General features: G+C 54.6%; 16 protein-coding genes. 11 read left to right on the top strand and 5 right to left on the bottom strand.

All coding sequences use genetic code 11. The annotated features are described in order from the left end of the window. Nucleotides 1-62: 62 nt before the first annotated feature. Entirely contained in the window at nucleotides 63-1,859 is a 1,797-nt protein-coding gene (gene ptsP, locus BUE18_RS07695) for a phosphoenolpyruvate--protein phosphotransferase (RefSeq protein WP_073474552.1), read from the top strand. A gap of 25 nt (nucleotides 1,860-1,884) precedes the next feature. Next, nucleotides 1,885-2,364, top strand: a complete 480-nt coding sequence (smpB, locus tag BUE18_RS07690) for an SsrA-binding protein SmpB (protein WP_073474550.1) — start codon at nucleotides 1,885-1,887, stop codon at nucleotides 2,362-2,364. 160 nt (nucleotides 2,365-2,524) lie between these two features. Here smpB and BUE18_RS07685 read toward each other — a convergent pair whose 3' ends face one another. After that, nucleotides 2,525-2,788 (bottom strand): hypothetical protein, encoded by a 264-nt coding sequence (locus BUE18_RS07685; RefSeq protein WP_139264642.1) that lies wholly within the window; start codon nucleotides 2,786-2,788, stop codon nucleotides 2,525-2,527. A 158-nt stretch (nucleotides 2,789-2,946) separates the two neighbouring features. Here BUE18_RS07685 and BUE18_RS07680 point away from each other — a divergent pair, with 158 nt between their 5' ends. The 6 genes from BUE18_RS07680 to BUE18_RS07655 all read left to right on the top strand — a co-directional run bounded on the left by BUE18_RS07680 (nucleotide 2,947) and on the right by BUE18_RS07655 (nucleotide 9,348). Continuing rightward, on the top strand, nucleotides 2,947-3,555 hold the full coding sequence (locus tag BUE18_RS07680; protein ID WP_073474546.1) for a TetR/AcrR family transcriptional regulator: 609 nt from the start codon (nucleotides 2,947-2,949) through the stop codon (nucleotides 3,553-3,555). Between the two features lie 15 nt (nucleotides 3,556-3,570). Further along, nucleotides 3,571-3,936, top strand: coding sequence for a hypothetical protein (locus tag BUE18_RS07675; RefSeq protein ID WP_073474544.1), 366 nt, complete (start codon nucleotides 3,571-3,573; stop codon nucleotides 3,934-3,936). A gap of 1,219 nt (nucleotides 3,937-5,155) precedes the next feature. Beyond that, nucleotides 5,156-5,602 carry a DUF6918 family protein gene (locus tag BUE18_RS07670; RefSeq protein ID WP_083610845.1) on the top strand — a complete coding sequence of 149 codons (447 nt, stop codon included), beginning with the start codon at nucleotides 5,156-5,158 and terminating at the stop codon, nucleotides 5,600-5,602. 52 nt (nucleotides 5,603-5,654) lie between these two features. Beyond that, entirely contained in the window at nucleotides 5,655-6,848 is a 1,194-nt protein-coding gene (locus tag BUE18_RS07665) for an NYN domain-containing protein (RefSeq protein ID WP_073474542.1), read from the top strand. Nucleotides 6,849-7,079: 231 nt separating this feature from the next. After that, entirely contained in the window at nucleotides 7,080-7,793 is a 714-nt protein-coding gene (locus BUE18_RS07660) for an EF-hand domain-containing protein (protein WP_073474540.1), read from the top strand. Nucleotides 7,794-8,052: 259 nt separating this feature from the next. Then, the gene (locus BUE18_RS07655) at nucleotides 8,053-9,348 is read left to right on the top strand and encodes an MFS transporter (protein WP_244549294.1); all 1,296 of its coding nucleotides are present in this window, start codon (nucleotides 8,053-8,055) and stop codon (nucleotides 9,346-9,348) included. A gap of 32 nt (nucleotides 9,349-9,380) precedes the next feature. On the opposite strand, the gene BUE18_RS07650 is transcribed toward BUE18_RS07655, so the two are convergent. Beyond that, the gene (locus BUE18_RS07650; RefSeq protein ID WP_073474538.1) at nucleotides 9,381-10,862 is read right to left on the bottom strand and encodes a sensor domain-containing diguanylate cyclase; all 1,482 of its coding nucleotides are present in this window, start codon (nucleotides 10,860-10,862) and stop codon (nucleotides 9,381-9,383) included. 63 nt (nucleotides 10,863-10,925) lie between these two features. Here BUE18_RS07650 and BUE18_RS07645 point away from each other — a divergent pair, with 63 nt between their 5' ends. Next, nucleotides 10,926-11,936, top strand: a complete 1,011-nt coding sequence (locus tag BUE18_RS07645) for a hypothetical protein (RefSeq protein ID WP_073474536.1) — start codon at nucleotides 10,926-10,928, stop codon at nucleotides 11,934-11,936. Nucleotides 11,937-12,392: 456 nt separating this feature from the next. Here BUE18_RS07645 and BUE18_RS07640 read toward each other — a convergent pair whose 3' ends face one another. The 3 genes from BUE18_RS07640 to BUE18_RS07630 form a co-directional block, all read right to left on the bottom strand. Continuing rightward, complete coding sequence (locus tag BUE18_RS07640; protein ID WP_073474600.1) at nucleotides 12,393-13,559, bottom strand: ribonuclease D; 1,167 nt, start codon at nucleotides 13,557-13,559, stop codon at nucleotides 12,393-12,395. Nucleotides 13,560-14,300: 741 nt separating this feature from the next. Next, nucleotides 14,301-14,711 (bottom strand): hypothetical protein, encoded by a 411-nt coding sequence (locus tag BUE18_RS07635; protein WP_073474534.1) that lies wholly within the window; start codon nucleotides 14,709-14,711, stop codon nucleotides 14,301-14,303. 28 nt (nucleotides 14,712-14,739) lie between these two features. Continuing rightward, complete coding sequence (locus BUE18_RS07630) at nucleotides 14,740-15,714, bottom strand: transposase (RefSeq protein ID WP_073474532.1); 975 nt, start codon at nucleotides 15,712-15,714, stop codon at nucleotides 14,740-14,742. A gap of 425 nt (nucleotides 15,715-16,139) precedes the next feature. On the opposite strand from BUE18_RS07630, the gene BUE18_RS07625 reads away from it, so the two are divergent. Together BUE18_RS07625 and BUE18_RS07620 are read left to right on the top strand one after the other, a co-directional pair. Next, nucleotides 16,140-16,766: an MBL fold metallo-hydrolase gene (locus tag BUE18_RS07625; protein ID WP_073474598.1), complete on the top strand. Its 627-nt coding sequence runs from the start codon at nucleotides 16,140-16,142 to the stop codon at nucleotides 16,764-16,766. After that, entirely contained in the window at nucleotides 16,763-17,194 is a 432-nt protein-coding gene (locus BUE18_RS07620; protein WP_073474530.1) for an SH3 domain-containing protein, read from the top strand. The genes BUE18_RS07625 and BUE18_RS07620 overlap by 4 nt, the downstream gene beginning before the upstream one ends. The last annotated feature ends 1 nt before the right edge of the window (nucleotide 17,195 follow it).

Genomic DNA, 17,195 nt, shown 5'->3' with positions numbered 1-17,195 from the left:
CGACTCTGTCCCAGCAAGACCCACCCGGGCCGGAAACAACGAATCGCCAAAAAACATTTACAATGCCTGAATCAGAAAAAAAACAAATAACGCTCCATGGCATTCCGGCCGCCCCTGGCATATGCATCGGCCAGGCTTATCTTGTGGGCACGAACTCAGCGGAAGTCGTGCGCAAGTACCCCGTCCGGAAAGAGGATGTCGCGGAAGAATCCGCCCGCATGCGCCAGGCCGTCAAAAAATCCGAAACGGAAATCTCCCTGCTGATCAAAAAAATGCAGCAGGACAACTCCCAGCAGTCTTTTATCCTGGAGTCCCACCTTGCGGTCCTGAAGGACAAAATGTTTTTCGGCAGCACCATTGAGACCATTGAACAGCAGCAGGTGAACGCCGAGTGGGCCCTGAAAATCACCGTGGACCGCCTGACCCATAATTTCAACAAAATCGAGGACGAATACCTCCGGGACCGGTCCAGCGATATATTTCACGTGTACGAACGCGTCATGCGCAATCTGGTGGGGAACGACGACAAAGGCATCGACACCATCCACAAGCGTGTGATCCTGGTGGCGCCCGACCTTTCCCCGGCGGAAGCCAGCCAGATCCGCGTGGAATGGGTCCAGGGATTCGTCACGGACCGGGGCGGCCGCACCTCCCATACGGGAATCGTAGCCCGCACCCTGCAACTGCCTGCGGTGCTGGGCCTGGGGAACGCCACAACCCAGATCCGGACGGAAGACGTCATCATTGTGGACGGCATCGCCGGCCTGGTCATTGTCAACCCGGATGAAAACACCCTGGTGGATTACTCCGAAGCTCAGGCCCGGTACGATGACCACCTGTTTGAAATTTCAAAATTCAGCCACGAACCAGCGAAATCCCTGGACGGCATAACCACGGAAGTCTGCGCCAATATCGAGCTTTTGGAAGAAGTGGTGGCGGTCAAGGACAAAGGCGCGGACGGCATAGGCCTGTACCGCACGGAATTCCTGTATATGAACCGCCGGGCCCTGCCCACGGAGGAAGAGCTGTTTGAAAATTACAAGGAAGCCGTGGACCTCATGGAGGGCAAGCCGGTCACCATTCGCACCCTGGACGTGGCGGGCGAAAAGGTCGCCAAGGGGCTTATGGCGCCTCACGAAGACAACCCGGCTCTGGGCCAGCGGGCCATCCGGTTTTGCATGCGCCATCCCGGCATTCTCCGCACTCAGCTTCGGGCCATCCTCCGGGCCGCCTCCCATGGGAAAATCCGTCTGCTCTTTCCCATGATCTCCAGCGTAGAGGAAATCCTGGCCGTCAACCAGATCGTGCGGGAAGTCCAGCAGGATTTGGAAAGCCATAACGTGGAATTCGGCCATGACGTGGAAACCGGCATGATGATTGAAGTGCCCTCCGCCGCCGTGTGCGCGGACCTCTTCTCGCCCCATGTGGATTTCTTCTCCATCGGCACCAACGACCTGATCCAGTATTCCCTGGCCGTGGACCGGGGCAATAAAAACGTGGCCCACCTGTTCCAGCCCCTGCATCCGGCCGTGCTGCGCATGGTCAAACGGGTTTCCGAAACCGCCAGGGACGCAGGCATACGCATGGCCATGTGCGGGGAAATGGCCGCCGACCCCTTGCACATCCCCTTGCTCATGGGCATGAATTTCGACGAGTTCTCCATGAACCCCCAGGCCGTGCCCGTGGTCAAAAGCGTCGTCCGCTCCCTGGATCACGGCCAATGCCAGGCTCTGCTGGAAGAAGCCCTCAAACTCCCGACGGCCGACGAAATCGCAGACCTGATAACCGGAACCTACGGCGACCTGGTGTTCCAGCATCCTCTTTACGCACAGGACGCGCCCCAGGATCAGCCGGAGTAAACATATAATCGAGGGGACTTAACCCATGTCCAAAAGGCCTGAACATACAAAATTAGTGTGCCAAAACCGCAAGGCAAGGCACGATTACCATATAGACGACCGCTTTGAGGCGGGCATGGTGCTCACCGGAACCGAAGTCAAATCCCTCCGGGAAGGCCGGGCGAACCTCAAGGACTCGTACGCCCGGGTCAAAAACGGCGAGTTGTGGCTGCACCAGTTCCACATCAGCGAATATCCTTTCGCCTATTACAACAACCACGAGCCTCTGCGGATTCGCAAGCTGCTCATGCACAAACAGGAAATCAAACGCCTGACCGGAAAAATCAATGAGCGGGGCTTCTCCCTCATCCCCCTGGAAGTGTACTTCTCCCGGGGCAAAGCCAAGGTCACCCTGGCCCTGGCCCGGGGCAAAAAAGCCTACGACAAGCGCCAGGACATTAAAAAGCGCGAAGGTCAGCGCGAAATGGACCGCATTAAAAAGGACAAAGGCAAAGGAGATTACTAACTTCCCATCTTCGCCGCATCTCTTCCTGAAAAATCCAAAAGGCCGGACGCCCTGCAACAACAGGCGCCCGGCCTTTTTTTTTTGAAAAGATCGCCTCCGGCGGCCAACAGCATAACTGCGCGCCCCCGGCGGCCAACTTTTTGAAAAAAGTCCCTTAGCATTATCCAGGCTGCTTCACGCCGAAAAACAGCCCCATGAAAAAACTTCTGTATATGCAATCCACATTTAAAAAGCCGGCCTCTTTCAACCACTGAACTTGCTCAAAAACCAAGGCGTCCTTGTCGTACTCTTTTCTTCTCTGGATGCTCGCCTGAATCTGCTCTTCCCTGGCTCCGTTTTTCCGGACCTTTTCCAGCCAGTTATCCCAATACAATTTCTGCAGGAAGTCGGTTTCACCTTTTATCTGATCAATGTTGATAAACATTCCTTCGTCATTCAAAACGTCAAAAGCCCCTAAGAATGCAGGCCTGCCATGCTCTCCCTTTGCACACTGACAAACGATTTACCCCGCCGCCCAATATGGAATTCCCTTGACAGATTTTAAATTTAGATTCATTATCTAAATTAAAAGAGGCGACAACCATGGCGAAAAAACGCGCGCCCTACAAAAAGACCCAAAACAGAAAGCAGCTCATCATCCAGGCTGCGCTCCAATGCTTTAACGAAAAGGGCTTCACCGACTCCACCATGGAGGAAATCCGGACCCGGGCCAATTCCTCCTACGGCAGCGTGTACCACCATTTCAAGAACAAGGAGCAGTTGGCCGCGGCCGTCTACGTGGAGGGCGTGGCCGACTTTCAAGAAGGATTGCTCCAAGCCCTGGAGGGAGATCCCGGCGCCTTGGAAGGCCTGGGCAAAGTGGTGGAGTATCAGTTCGCCTGGATGGAGGCCAATCCCAAGTGGGCCAGGTATTTGGTGGTCATGCGTCATGCGGACTTTATGCAGGACGCGGAAGCCGCCCTGAAGGAGCAAAACAAACAGGCCTACCCCGCCCTGTGGGCTTTCATTCGAAGACACGTCCAAGCGGGCGCCTTGCGGGATCTGCCGCCCGATTTGTACGCAACCCTTTTGTTGGGGCCTTGCCAGGAATACACCCGGTTATGGGTTTTCGGGCAAGCCCAAACCTCGCCGAAAAACGCTGCGGAGGAAATCGTGTCCGCGGCATGGCAGGCTTTAAAATCGCCGGAATAAAGAAGGAGAAACACCATGAGTCCATTGCTGACAACCGCCGCCGTTTTGCTGGTCCTCATCGCCCTGGCCCATTCCTATCTGGGGGAGAAGTTTTTGATAGGCCCGCTGCTGAAAGATCCCAACGTGCTGATTTTCAAACGGGCGCCTTTGACCAAAAACATCCTGCGCTTCGCCTGGCACATCACCACCGTGGCGTGGTGGGGCATGGCCGCCGCCATCCTGGATATGAAGGGCGCGGACGGAAAAAACCTGCTGTCCATGTACGCCTACATCATAACCTTCGCCGTGACCGGCGCCATGATTCTGGCCTGGACCAAGGGCAAACACGCCGCCTGGATCGTGTTTTTCGCCATTGCAGGCTGCCTGTTCGCGGCCGCCTAATAGGCGCCATAAGCGCCCTACTCTCTAAAGTCATGGCGCTTCCGGCTTCATTGTAGCTGCGCCCCCCTGTGGGCGCCTTTGGGGTCGCGCAATGCGCATCCCAAGCAGGCGCGGGGGCCTGCGGCTCGCGTTGTCTTCATCCTTATCGGATTCAGGAAGCAATGCAGCGTCAGGGCTTGCCCTGCATTTTTTTTGGCGTCCCAGGCATGACAATTTGGTGCATGAGATAGTGGCCAGCCCAGGCAGGGCCATACCCTGCCTGGGTCGCGGAGCGACATGAAGTAAAACCTCTCAGGCCTTGAAATCCGACTCTCTTCTACAAGGGGCCGTCCCTCAAAACAAAATAATTGTAGGATTTCAAACAACTCTATTCCACCGCCGTCCATCCCCGGTTCCAATAATCTTCCCCGGCCGCGCCTTCCGGCCTGTGGCCCCAGGCAGCAAACTGCCGTTGTCTGGGCCACCCTTTCTGATGATCGGTTTAGACTTGAGGCAGTCCGTCGGGGTCGGCGAGTTCATAGGTCGTCTTATTGGCCTGAGGCCATCCAGCTCTTGCCGCGCCAACCGCCTAAAACCTTTGAGGCGAGGCGCCGCAGTCTTCATTGTAGTTGCGCCCCCCTGTGGGCGCCTTTGGGGACGCGCAACGCGCGTCCCCAAAGGCGCCGGGGCCTGCAACGACACATCAGGTGTGGCGGCAAGACGGTATGTGGGCAGGGCAAGCCCTGAAACTACGGATCAAATGTAACCTAACGGGGTGCGATTCAGCGGACAGTCGCGGCATGCAATGGGCGCGCGTTCCGCGTCCAAAAAGCACAGCAAGCAGTGCGCTTACATTACTTCAGTAATAGCCATAACCTGATTCGCACCTACATTTCCCGCCCGGCCTCCCGGCTTGCATTTCCCTCCAAAAGTATTTTTTTGAAAACGCGGCGCCGGGGGCTTGCAATTTTACGCATTTAAGAGCGGCGGGAATTGTTAATGGAAATAAATAAATATGGCTATACAACCTTGTTGCAATAATCGCTTGCCTTGCCGTTATCTCCCTGCTAAGATGATCCCGTAAAGTTTGAACATTATCGGCCTAAGGGAATGCTGTTTTTCTTATTGGTCAGTGAAATCCCGGTTGATTTGTCTTATTCCCATTGATTTGCAGCCATGCTTTTTAAATAACAAATTGCTTTTACGAACTGTTTTGCTCGCCTGATTCGGAGGTGTTTTCATGGGCGTTTTGTACGATGTTATGTTGAACAATGAAATTCACACCCAAGTCGTCTCCGATTATGCGGCGCTCATCAGCAATCAGGTTCAAAGCACTTCCGGTCCTTCCGGAATGGTCATCAAGACCGGATACAAAGCTCTGAAAGGCGTCAAGCCCGGATATATTGAAGAAATGGTGGAAATCCTTTTGCCATCCTTCATGACGGTCCTGGATAAACATTATGAAGAGTATAACGAAAACGGCGCCAAGGCGCCTTATCATGTATGGATAGAAGGCCGCTCCCCCGCCGTGGCGGACCAGCTTTTGGAAATCACGGACGAAGTCATTCAGCACGCAGACAAAAAAGTAGTTGTGAAAGTGTATAAGGGCGTTCGCAAAATCGCAAAAAAGCACGTAGCCGCGGCCATCCCCGACATGGCGGCCGTGACCATGAAATATATGGATTAGTTAACCCCATCAATCAACATTCAGCCCATCAGTAAGATTTGGAGAATCTACCATGTTGCAGGCCCCTGAGACCAAGCTCACCCGTATTGGAGTCTTCTACGACGGAAACTTTTTCTATCATGTAAGCAACTATTACAAATACGTGCATCCACGGAGAGCCCGCCTCAGCGTTGCGGGAATTCATGAATTCATCAAGAGCCAGGTGGCGGAATCCGAAGGCGTGGACCCCAGGTACTGCCAGGTTGTGGACGCCCATTATTTTCGCGGACGCCTGGGCGCCCAGGAAGCGGAGCAGCGTCAGGTGCTCATGTCCGAACGCGTATTTGACGAGATTCTCATGCGCGAAGGCATCGTAACCCATTACCTGCCTTTGGGCGCCAGGGGGGAGAAGGGCATTGACGTCTGGCTGGCCCTGGAAGCCTTTGAACTGACCGTGCTCAAGCATTTCAACGTGGTGGTTCTCATCGCCGGAGACGGAGATTACGTCCCCCTGATCCGCAAGATAAACACCCTGGGAACCCGCATCATGGTCCTGGGCTGGGACTTTGAATACACGGACAATCAAAACAACAAACGCCGCACCGTCACCTCGGTCAACCTGCTGGATCAGGTGACCTATCCCATTCTCATGCACACCCTGATTGACGATAAAACCCGGCGCAACGACCCGGTGGTGCATAACCTGTTCGTCAGGCCCGAGTCGGGGGGCAACGGCGGTTCCAGCTACAGCAGAAGCGAATTTACGGCCGACATTCCCGCAGCGGACCCGTGGGAAAAGCCGCCCCAGGCTGAAAAGCGCCGGGGCACCATCCAGAGCCTCAAGGACGGCTACGGATTCATCCGCACGGACACGCCGGGCAAGAACATGTTTTTCCATCGCACCAACCTGCTGGACGTGGAATTCGACGATCTGTGCGAATACGACGAAGTGGAATACATCCCGGGAGTGAACGACCGGGGCGAGTGCGCCCTGGACGTGACCCGCGTGGCCGCCGTCGGCAATTCCGACCGCAAGCCCAAGATTTTCGACATTGAGGACGAGTTGGAAGAAGAAAGGCAGCGCCAGTTGGAGGAGGCCAAGGCCCAGGGCCTTGATCTTGATGAGGAGGAGGACTCCTATCAGGATCAGGACCCAACCCCGGATCAGGATGAGATCCAGGAAGAGGACGAGGACCGGCAGCCCACCGAAGAGGAAGAGCAGAGGAATTTCTCCCACGCCAGCAGCTTGTCCATCTGGGAAGACTGATCAACTCAGCCATTATTGAATCCCCAGCCCCGGCCGCAACCAAGCGGCCGGGGCTTTTTTTCCTTTCAAAGCGGCAATCTTTTCTGGACGTTTTTTCCCTCCCGGCAAAATTTCGCCATGCATCTTTTGCATGATTAAAGCCAAATACCATTTTATTTCAAACAGATAAATCCTTGGCGCCAAATTTGATACATACCTAAACCAAATTCAAAACAGAAAGGAGGTGAAAAAATGATACGCGGAATCAATAGCGGTGCGGGCTATTTGATCGGCCAGGAAATGGAACGGGAAAAGCAGGAAAGCCCCTTTGAACTGATCGACTTCAATGAGGACGGCGTCTTGGAGATGAGCGAACTGAAAAGCTTCGCCGCCCAAATGCCGGAAGGAGCGGGGCCTTCCCTCAGTGCGTACGACCTGATCGCGGAGCTGGACACGGACGGCGACGCCCTCCTGACCCGGGAGGAATTTGACGCCGGCAGATCCGGCGGCCTTCCTCCAGGCGCCCTCATGGGGCTGTTCGGAGAAATCGACGCGGACAAGAACGGCGAGCTGGACGAATCCGAAGTCTCGGCCTTTGTGAAAGCCATGGAAGAAATGGACGGGGCCGGCGAGATTGCTCCCGATATCATCGCGGAGCTGGATGCGGACGGCGACGGCGTTCTCTCCCTGGAGGAGCTTGAGGCGGGAAGGCCGGACGGCCCGCCTCCCCACATGGCGGGGGCCATGAGCGGCGGTCAGCAGGCGGGGGCGAATGAGGCCGCGCAAGTGCAGGAGGAAGCGTCACCCGAAGAATTGGAACCCCTGGACGCGAATGGGGACGGGTTTGTGGACGCCAAGGAAGCGGCCGCAGGCCTTAACCTGAGAGCCTGGATGCAGGTGAATCAAAAATCCGCCATTTACGGCTCGTACGGAAAAGGACGCAATTCCGTCAACCTATCGGCATAGGAAGGCCGGGGACTGACAAACAGCTCCGCCGGCGCACGGAATTTTTCTCCGTTCCGATTGCGAAGGACAACTGCCGCAAATTTTAGGGATGGCCGATCCTTTTTTTTTCCGGCGGCGGCTTCCCCTCCCCCTTTCAATCAACACCGGCTTACGCCGCCTTGCACGCCCGCCGCAAGAGGAAACCTCTTTACCTTCCCGCCGGGCTCCTGTATATCTTTTTGCGTTATCCAAATCCTTCCTTGTTCTGGCTGGCCTCTATTTGGAAAGGGACTACACCGTGTCTGACTCCAAGGAATACAAGAAGATCGTTTGGTCCTGGTGCATGTACGACTGGGCCAACTCCGCCTTTGCAACCACCATGATGGCGGCCATGTACCCGCCTTTTTTCCACGCCGCCGCGGTTAAGGCGGGTTTCACCCCATCCGGCGCGACGGCCGCCTGGGGCTATTTTGCGGCCGCCGCTTTGTTTATTGTGGCTGTCAGCGCGCCCCTGCTGGGCGCCATGGCCGACTATATGGGACGCAGAAAGCTGTTTGTGGGCCTGTTCGCGGGCCTGGGAGTCCTTTGCACCTGCGCCGCCGTCTTTTTGGGAGACGACACATGGCTTCTGGCCGGCCTATTGTTCGTGGGCGGAAACGTAGGCTTCGCCGGCGCCAATGTGTTTTACGAATCCCTGTTGCCCTTGATCGCCAAAGAAGGGGATGTGGACACGATCTCCGCCAGGGGATACGCCTTGGGATATCTGGGCGGCGGATTACTGCTGGTGGTCAACGCCCTCATGGTCGTCAAACCGCATTGGTTCGGCATGGAAGGCGTGGGCTTTGCGGTCCGGGCGTCCTTTTTTTCCGTAGGCGTTTGGTGGGGCGTTTTTTCCATCCCCTTGCTGAGAAACGTGCCTGAGCCGTCCAGGGATTTGAAAAACACCTCCAAAATCCCCATTGGAGAAGGAATCGCCCGACTCGCCGCAACATTCCGGGACATCAAAAAGTATAAGCAACTGCTCATTTTTCTGGCGGCCTTCTGGGTGTACAACGACGGCATAGGCACCATTATCAAAATGGCCACGGCCTACGGCAGCGAAATCGGCATTGGCATGACCCACCTTATAGGCGCCCTGGTTCTGACCCAGTTTATCGGCATGCCCTGCGCCATCGCATTCGGCGCCCTGGCCAGTCGAATCGGCGCCAAAGCCTGCATTCTCATCGCTCTGGGAGTGTACGTGATCATATGCATTGCAGGATATTTTATGAGCACGCCGTTGCACTTTTACATCCTGGCCGGTCTTGTGGGCACGGTGCAGGGAGGCAGCCAGGCCTTGTCGCGGTCCTTGTACGCAGCCATGACTCCCAAGGCGAAGGCCTCGGAGTTTTTCGGCTTTTTCTCCTCCAGCGCAAAAATGGCGGGAATCGCCGGGCCGCTGGTGTTCGGCTTTGTCAGCCAGGCCGCGGGGGAAAGCCGGCTCTCCATATTCTCCCTGATTGTCTTTTTTGCGGTTGGGGCGATCCTGCTGTTAAAGGTGGACGTGCAGGAGGGAATTGAAGCGGCGAAGGAATAGCCGGAGCCAATCCGTGAAGGGCTTAGACGCCTTTATTGGAAGCGCTTTTCCAAAAGGCAGTCCGAAGGCTCGCCAGTGTGCTTTTCCGTCCGGTTTCTGCCGCCTTCCTTTGCTTTGTACAAGGCCATGTCCGCCCGATTCAGCAGGCTTTCCGGGCTTTCGCAGTCCTGATATTGGGCGACGCCGATGCTGACTGCGGCTTTTATGGCTGCCTGGTTATAGGTGGTCACGCTGGAACAGACCGTCGTACGGATTTTTTCGGCAATCAAAAAGGCGTCGTCCAACGGGCAGCCGTGGAGAAGCGCCAAAAACTCCTCTCCTCCCCAACGGCCTAAGGCGTCAGACTTCCGCACGCTTCTTTCCATGGTTTTAACCAGATTCTTTAAAACCGCATCTCCGGCAAGATGCCCGAGCGAGTCGTTAATCTTCTTGAAATGATCGAGATCCAGCATGATCAGGGAAAGCGGATCGCCGCGGCGGCCGGCCTCCTTTATGGCCTGGCTTAGCAATATATCAAAGGCCTGACGGTTATAGATTCCGGTGAGCTTGTCCGTGGACGCCATCTCTTCCAGCCTTTTCTGATAATAGGATATGGCCAGGTTGACCAAAATCAGCACAATGATGGTTACAAAGGCGTATATAAAAAAATTAACGGCCACGGCGTTGTGAATTTGGTGTAAAGCGCCGGACTCGGACTGTCCTACGACCAAAACCCAATCAAATTCGGGAATATAACGGACATTATACAGAACCGGCCCCCGGCCCCCGTCCATGATAAAGGCCCCGTTCAGGGCCTTTAGAGTCTTCTTGACCAGAGGCGCCATATTGTTCATATCCAACAGACAGTTTTCATGATCGGGAAACTCCTTGCCGTGAAGCATCACCCGGCCTTCCGTATTCAGGAAAAAAATCTCCCGGCCGTATTGCAGCTTATATCGCTCTATGAGCTTTTTGACTGCGCTGATGGTCAGGCCCACCCCGGTGGCGCCGATAAATTTGCCTTCGTAGTCATAAATGCGGTAATTGACGAAAATCGTCATGGCGTCTTTATTGCCAAGGTCCGGGTCTATGTTGATCTCGTAATCAGCCTTCATCCTTCGCACCCGGTAGTACCACTTGTCCCGCGGCTCTTCCGGGCTGACGGTTTTTAAAGGCCCCGAAGAATGATAATAGACGCCGGTTTGCTCCGAAACCAAAAAACTGGTGAACGTGTTGTATTTTTGCTGGATTTCATTAAGATAATTGGTAATCTGATCAGAGTCCCGCTCCCCCTGGATAAGCCAGTCACGCACAAAGGTGTCCGTGGCCATGAGGGAGGAAATGAACACGCTGCTAAGCAGGTCCCTTTGGATTTCCGAATATACGTTATCGCTGGTCAGGGGTAGTTCATTTTCAGCGATTTGCTTTCGGACGGTCTCCCGCACGACGTAATAGTTCGCCAGGGTGGTGACCACAAAACCGGAGATCAAGAGAACGGTGACAATGGCAATCAAATGATTTTTTTTCCGCAGCATATTCTTTCCCGTCTTTACGGCTGTGCAGGCTTTCAAAGGCCCTTAATCGGGTAAAGGTGAATTATGCAAAAAGCATTCCCCCTGCTGATCTTTTCGGCGATCCTTTTTCTGCTCTCGCCCGCTGGAACTCCGGCGGAAGAACTTTCCAACGCCCGCGCGGCGAGTGTTAAGGAAATTCTCCTGAAAGGCCCGGCGTCCTCCCCAAAGGCCGAGTTCTCCGGCATGGACTGGCATATGGAACGGCTGATCCTGTTGCCCCAATATCCTGAAAAATTCACGCATGAAGGCTCGCCCAACCTCTTTGCAATCCCTAAAACCCGCATTTTGTCCTATCTGAACGGAACCGCTTCCCAACCCATTCGGCCGGAACACATCTCCTTTGACATGGAATCCGTCAAAAATACAGTGGAAAAAGTTTCGGGCAGGCGCGGCTGGCAGGGTTTTGAAGCCATGGCGTTTTCAGGCGATAAGGCTGTATTTTCCATTGAGGCGTATGGTCCGCACGGCATGCTGGGCTTTCTGGTTCGAGGGCGTTTTCAAAACAAGGGGGCGCACATAGTCCTGGACAAAAAAAGCCTGACTCCCATCCCCATGCCCGTGCACATATCCAACAAGGCATACGAAGCGATGTTCATCGCGGCCGGAAAGGTCTACGCCATCTACGAGGCCAACGGGCTGCATGACAACCCTTCGCCCCAAGTCCAGGTTTTTGATATCTCCGGGGAGTCCGGGCTCAGTTACCTGGGCGCCCTGCCCTTTCCCCCAACTGAATACCGAATTACGGACATTACGGCCTGGAGCGAGGGCGAATCATTGACAGCCGTCAATTATTATTTTCCCGGAGATAAAAGGACATTGGACCCGGTTCCGGACCCCAAAGGGCCGGTGGAGCAGTTGGTCTTTTTCCTCTTTGACGGAAAGACGATAGCCAAACGGCCCGAGCCGCCCAGGAGCATTATCAACGACGCGGGCAAACCGAGAAATTGGGAGGGAATCGTGCAATTGGACGACGCAGGGTATCTTTTGGTCACGGATAAATGGCCCAAAACCATCCTGGCCTTTGTTCCTCGTTAAAAGAAGAGGACGCTGGATTCCCGATTACGACACTCGGGAATGACGGATAGGAAGCACAGCGGATAGCTTGGATTGAAGCATTATTGTCGGCCGCCCCCCTTCCCTCGGGTAGCCCAGGCAGCGCAGTTTGCCGCCTGGGGCCGCAGGCCATGAGGCGCGACCGCAAAAGATTGCAGGAATTAAGAAGGGCCGGCGGGCGGAAATTTGGTTTGAATCCGTACCTTTTTAGTTTTAAGATCTGCATGCCATAGATGAATTTGATTTATTTTCAGAACCTTATATATACATTCCCACGCACAGCATGGGAATGAGCTTAAAAAGCATCCTCCGCTTCCTGCGCGAAGCGCCGTTTAAAAAGTTTTGATCAAACTTTTTTGCCGCTTTGCGGCATGAGGAAAAAGAGTTTGCCGCCGGAGGCAAATCCTTTGCAGTTTTTCTTTTTGTTTTTTGATTCTCTCAGGGCACGGCTTTCAGCAGGTCCACCAGGGTTTGGCCGAAGACTTTTTTCTGCCATTGCCGGACTTCCTGGCATTCGTCAAGCTCCCTGATGGATCTTGGCTTGTTGGAGGCCATGGCCTGGATTTGCGCGTTGGTGAGGACCACGGAGGATTCCACGCCCAGTTCCTCGCCCATCTTTTCCCGCCAGTCCTTGAGGACCTTGGCGCGTTTGGGAGCCTTGGGGTTCAGGGGCGGCCTTTTTTTCCGCGGGTAGGAGGGCAGTTTTTCTTCGGGCACGGATTTCCCCGCCTTGATGGCCCGGATGAGTTCGTGTCCGAACATCTTGGCCTGCTTGGGCGAGAATCCGTGGAGGGACACCAGCCCTTTGGTGTTGAGCGGGCGTTTTTGAGCCATTTCCAGGATGGGCGTGTTGCCCAGGACCTTGAACAAAGGCCGGTTCCATTTGCGGGCCAGGTTGTCCCGGACATGAAGGATGTTTTCCAGCACCTGGAGGCTTCGGGGGTCCAGCTTGCCGGCGCCGCGAAACCGGAGGAACATGGGGCCGTCATTAGGCGGCATGGGCCGGGCGTGGGTCAGGATTTCGCATTCCTCCTCCACCCAGAACAGGCGGTCTTTTTCCACCAGTTCTTTTTTCAGGATCTCGGCCAGTTCCAAAAGATGTACGGTGTCGTTGGCCGCGTAGGCCATCATTTCGGGCGGCAGGGGCCGGAGGGACCAATTTTTCTTTTGGTATTTCTTTTCCAGCTGCACGCCGAAACGGCTTTCCAAAAGCGGCGCCAGGCCGGTCTGGGGCTCTCCCAGAAAACGGGCGGCCACCTGAGTGTCGAACAGGTTGTGGAGTTCGATGCCGAAGTCCCGATACAGGCAGCGCACGTCGTAATCCGCTCCGTGAAAAACCTTCTGGATTTCGCCGTTCTCCAGGATGGGCGCCAGAGCCCTGACATTGCAGTCGCACAGGGGATCCACGATGTAGTTTAAACCGTTGGAAGTAATTTGCAACAGGCAGGCCTTTTCCTGGTAATGAAACATGGAGTCCGCTTCCAGGTCCACGGCGATGCATTGTTGCGATTGCAGGCTTTGGGTCAAATCGGCCAAAGCATTGTCATTATCAATGAGAACAAAATCAGGGTCTTCGGGTTTATGGAGAGCAGGTTTATTAGGCATCTTGTTTTGCAATATGTGGTTTTTTCTCCGGATTCGGCCTGCGTCGAACCGGGGCTGTCTTAATGGTTTTTGGGGAATCAAACAAAAATTTTCGCGAATGACTAGCGGTTTTCCCGAAGTCTAAATCGCCTATTTTAATCATTATTAATCGTCTGGTGTCAAGGGTGTATGCAACTGACTAATTTTTTCGAATTTTTTGGGGCGATTTTTGCGCTTGAAAATGGAAGGTGAGAACAGCGGGATTCGTTATTGCTGAACATTTATATAGGGAGTTCAAGGCATCTCAGTCTTTTGGCGCCCGGGCCTGCTCTACCCGGAACATGTTCTGCACGTCCCGAAAGGCGCCCACAGGGGGGCGCGCTGCATTGCCTATGCCGCAACATCCGTAATGGCCAGCCATGGCGGCTTTTTTGGCTGCCAGGGCGCGCAGCGCAATAAGGGCGGCCTTGGAAGTTAGTTGAATTCCATGAGGGTGTGCGTCCCGGAAGAGCTATCCAAATCTCTCGTCCCCATGCTGTGCGTGGGAGTGCATACATAAGAAATTGAAAACAAAGCAAATTAATCCATCCACAACGGGTTTTTAAAACCAAAAATGCAGGGCAGGCCCTAAAGCCGCATCGCTTCCTGAAACGGCGGAGGTTGGACCTGGTTTGTAGTTGCAGGCCCCCGCGCCTGCCATGGACGCGCTTTGCGCGCGCCCAAGGCGCCCACTGGACAACGAGCTGCACTCGCCATGTCTGCTCATGGCCTGTAGGTCATGATCCTGTCGCAGTTCCTGACGTCAAAATGCAGCCAGGACACGCCCAACTCCAGACTGCCGATTAACTCAAAATCCGGGTCGTCCGGGTTGGCGAGAATCTCCTGCCGCACCGCTTCCACGGAGGCGGCGCCGAACAAACAATCCGCCGCACGGCCGAAGCTGTGCTGACTGTACGGGCTGTAATAGGGACTGTCCGAAGTCCTTAGCCCGCTCCATTCCCTGTCTTTGCCCCAATAATAATTATTGACCGTCATGACGCCGAACCGCTCCCGCAGCTTGTCCAGGGTCATGAGCAGACGGTCGTCCAGCAGTTGCCAGGCTTTCCCCCCGCGTTCCTTGTAGACCTTGGGAGGGACAAGTTCGTAAATCGCAAAATGCTTGCACGTGTACATTGAAGCCTCCTCCTGCATGGGGTCAAATCTACGTTTGACGTTTGAGAACTTGGGCGCGTGCGGCTTCCACCCTTTTTCTCATGGCGGGATCCTGCTGCATGCGAGCCTCTGCACTGGCCGCGGCGGAGCTTACCGAGCTGCTTCTGGTCAGTTGAAAATGACTGCCCACATCGTCCAGCGGCCTCATGGTCAGGGTGCGCATGAGGTAAATCGCCGCCATGCGAGGTTCGTTAAATCGCCCCCTTTGCACTTTTTGCAAAGCTGCTTCATCTACATTATAAATTCTGCATACAGCGTCCATGACGGATTCGGGATCCGGCCTTAAGGCCCTGGACTGCCGAACCTCGGGGTGCTGTTTTTCCATGCCAAAGGATTTTTTAATCCATTCCATAAAACTCTCCGGCCCCAAAGCAAACGGCAGGCTGGGAGCGGAAAAAATTTGGCTGATTTTTTTCGGAGACTCGCTGCTGACAAAGCGTTTAAAAGCTGCCTTGGCCCGGACCGGATCCTTGGAAAATAGAGCCAGAATCAATTTTGTGCTCAGCCATTCCCACTTTTTGGCTCTGGAAAGATAAGCATTGTAGCTGCTGTACGGGTAGTCCCCAGGAATTCTGGCCAGCCCCGCCTCCAGGGGGTTGCGATGGATATAGCGGACCAATTCTTTCAAATAGGAGTCGCCGGAAACCAATATGGCCTTGTACCGGCCCCGGAACAATGAGCCGTCAGTCCCATGAACTGCATTGAAGCCTTGGGTGTACACCGCCCCGACATGGCGCATGAAGCGGGAAAGGTTTCCTTGCGGCGTGCGGATCAACAGGTGATAATGATTTGGCATGAGGCAGTAGGCGCAGACGTCCACGTCCCACATTTCAGACGATTTCGCCAACAAATCCAGAAAACCGGCGTAATCGCCATCCTGGAGAAAAACAGACTCCTTTCTGCGCCCCCGGTTCAGGACATGATACCAGGCGCCCGGGAATTCTATCCTTAAAGGCCTGCTCATACATGAAAATATTTCATAAAAAAAATCATATGTCAAACACTTAGTTTACTCTATTCACCCCTATAGTTATTGGTATTCACAGATGCCTTACCCATAATGAAGTAAACACCGCTTAACAAAAATGAAGAAAATGACATGCAATGAGATAATGAGGGAGCATATTTCTCAAACGTCAAACGTAGATTTGACCCCATCCTTTTTCTATTTCTCAGCGGAAAGTCCATGAAGCAGCCGTCCAACCTCGAAGAATAGCAAGAAATCCTCCGTAGAGTCCCCGGGATTTCAGGACAAAGTATTTGACTCCCAAGGCCATGTGCATTAAGTTCAGCGGGACGCCCTACAGCCGACACGAAACGGAGTTTTGCGGCCCGCTTTTATTCATGCAAGCGCGGCGCAATTCCGAAAAAAAATCCAGGAGGTGCACTATGATCAGGGAAATGGTTTCCAAGATCCGTTGGCTCGGCCACGACGGCTTTCTCATCAAGGCCGGGGACAAGAACATCGTCATCGATCCTTACGAACTGGAAAGCGCGGTTGAGGCCGACATCCTGTTGATCAGCCATGACCACTTTGACCACTGCTCCGTGGACGACGCGGCCAAGGTCGTCAAGCCCGGCACGGTCATCGTGACGGAAAAAGACTCGGCCGCCAAGCTCTCCGGCGACGTCCGGGTGGTCGCCCCCGGCGATGTCGTGGAAATCGGGGACGTGACCGTCACGGCGGTTCCCGCATACAACACCAACAAGGATTTTCACCCCAAAGGCAACGGCTGGCTGGGTTTTGTCATTACCTATAACGGCGTCAGAATTTATCACGCGGGCGACACGGACTTCATCCCGGAAATGGAGGCCCTGGACGTGGACATCGCCCTGTTGCCCGTCTCCGGAACCTATGTTATGACTTGGGACGAAGCCGTGGAGGCGGCCAAGAAGATCATGCCTCAGATTGCCATTCCCATGCATTATGGAGGAATCGTCGGAACCTCGGAGGACGCGGACAAGTTCAAGGCCGCATTGGATGGGGTCTGCGAAGTGGTGGTGTTGGAAAAATGAAGAAAATAGTTTGCGCCCTGGCAGTCCTGTTTTTGTTAATGCCCGGCCTGGCTTTCGCCAAAAGAATGTCCGTGGCCGTGGACAAGGCCAATATACGGTCCGGCCCGGGGACCAATTACGATATCATCTTTAGGGTGGAGCGGTATTTTCCGGTCCTGGTGGAGGATTGCGTCAACGACTGGTGCCGTTTTACGGACGTGGACGGTCAGGCGGGCTGGCTCCATAGAAGCCTGCTGGACGACGTCAAGTCGGTGATCACCACCAAGGATAAATGCAACGTGCGCTCCGGCCCGGGCACCAATAACAAGAAAGTCGCCATAGTGGAGGCGGGAGTTCCATTTAAAGTCCTTACGACCAAAGGCCGATGGATCAAAGTGGAGCATGTGTCGGGTGTTGTGGGCTGGATCCACGCGTCTTTGGTTTGGTAGA

The sequence above is a fragment of the Desulfatibacillum alkenivorans DSM 16219 genome, assembly GCF_900142135.1.
Lineage (GTDB): Bacteria > Desulfobacterota > Desulfobacteria > Desulfobacterales > Desulfatibacillaceae > Desulfatibacillum > Desulfatibacillum alkenivorans.
Note: the sequence above shows the minus strand (reverse complement) of the source record. Positions and strands in the feature narration are given on the sequence as shown.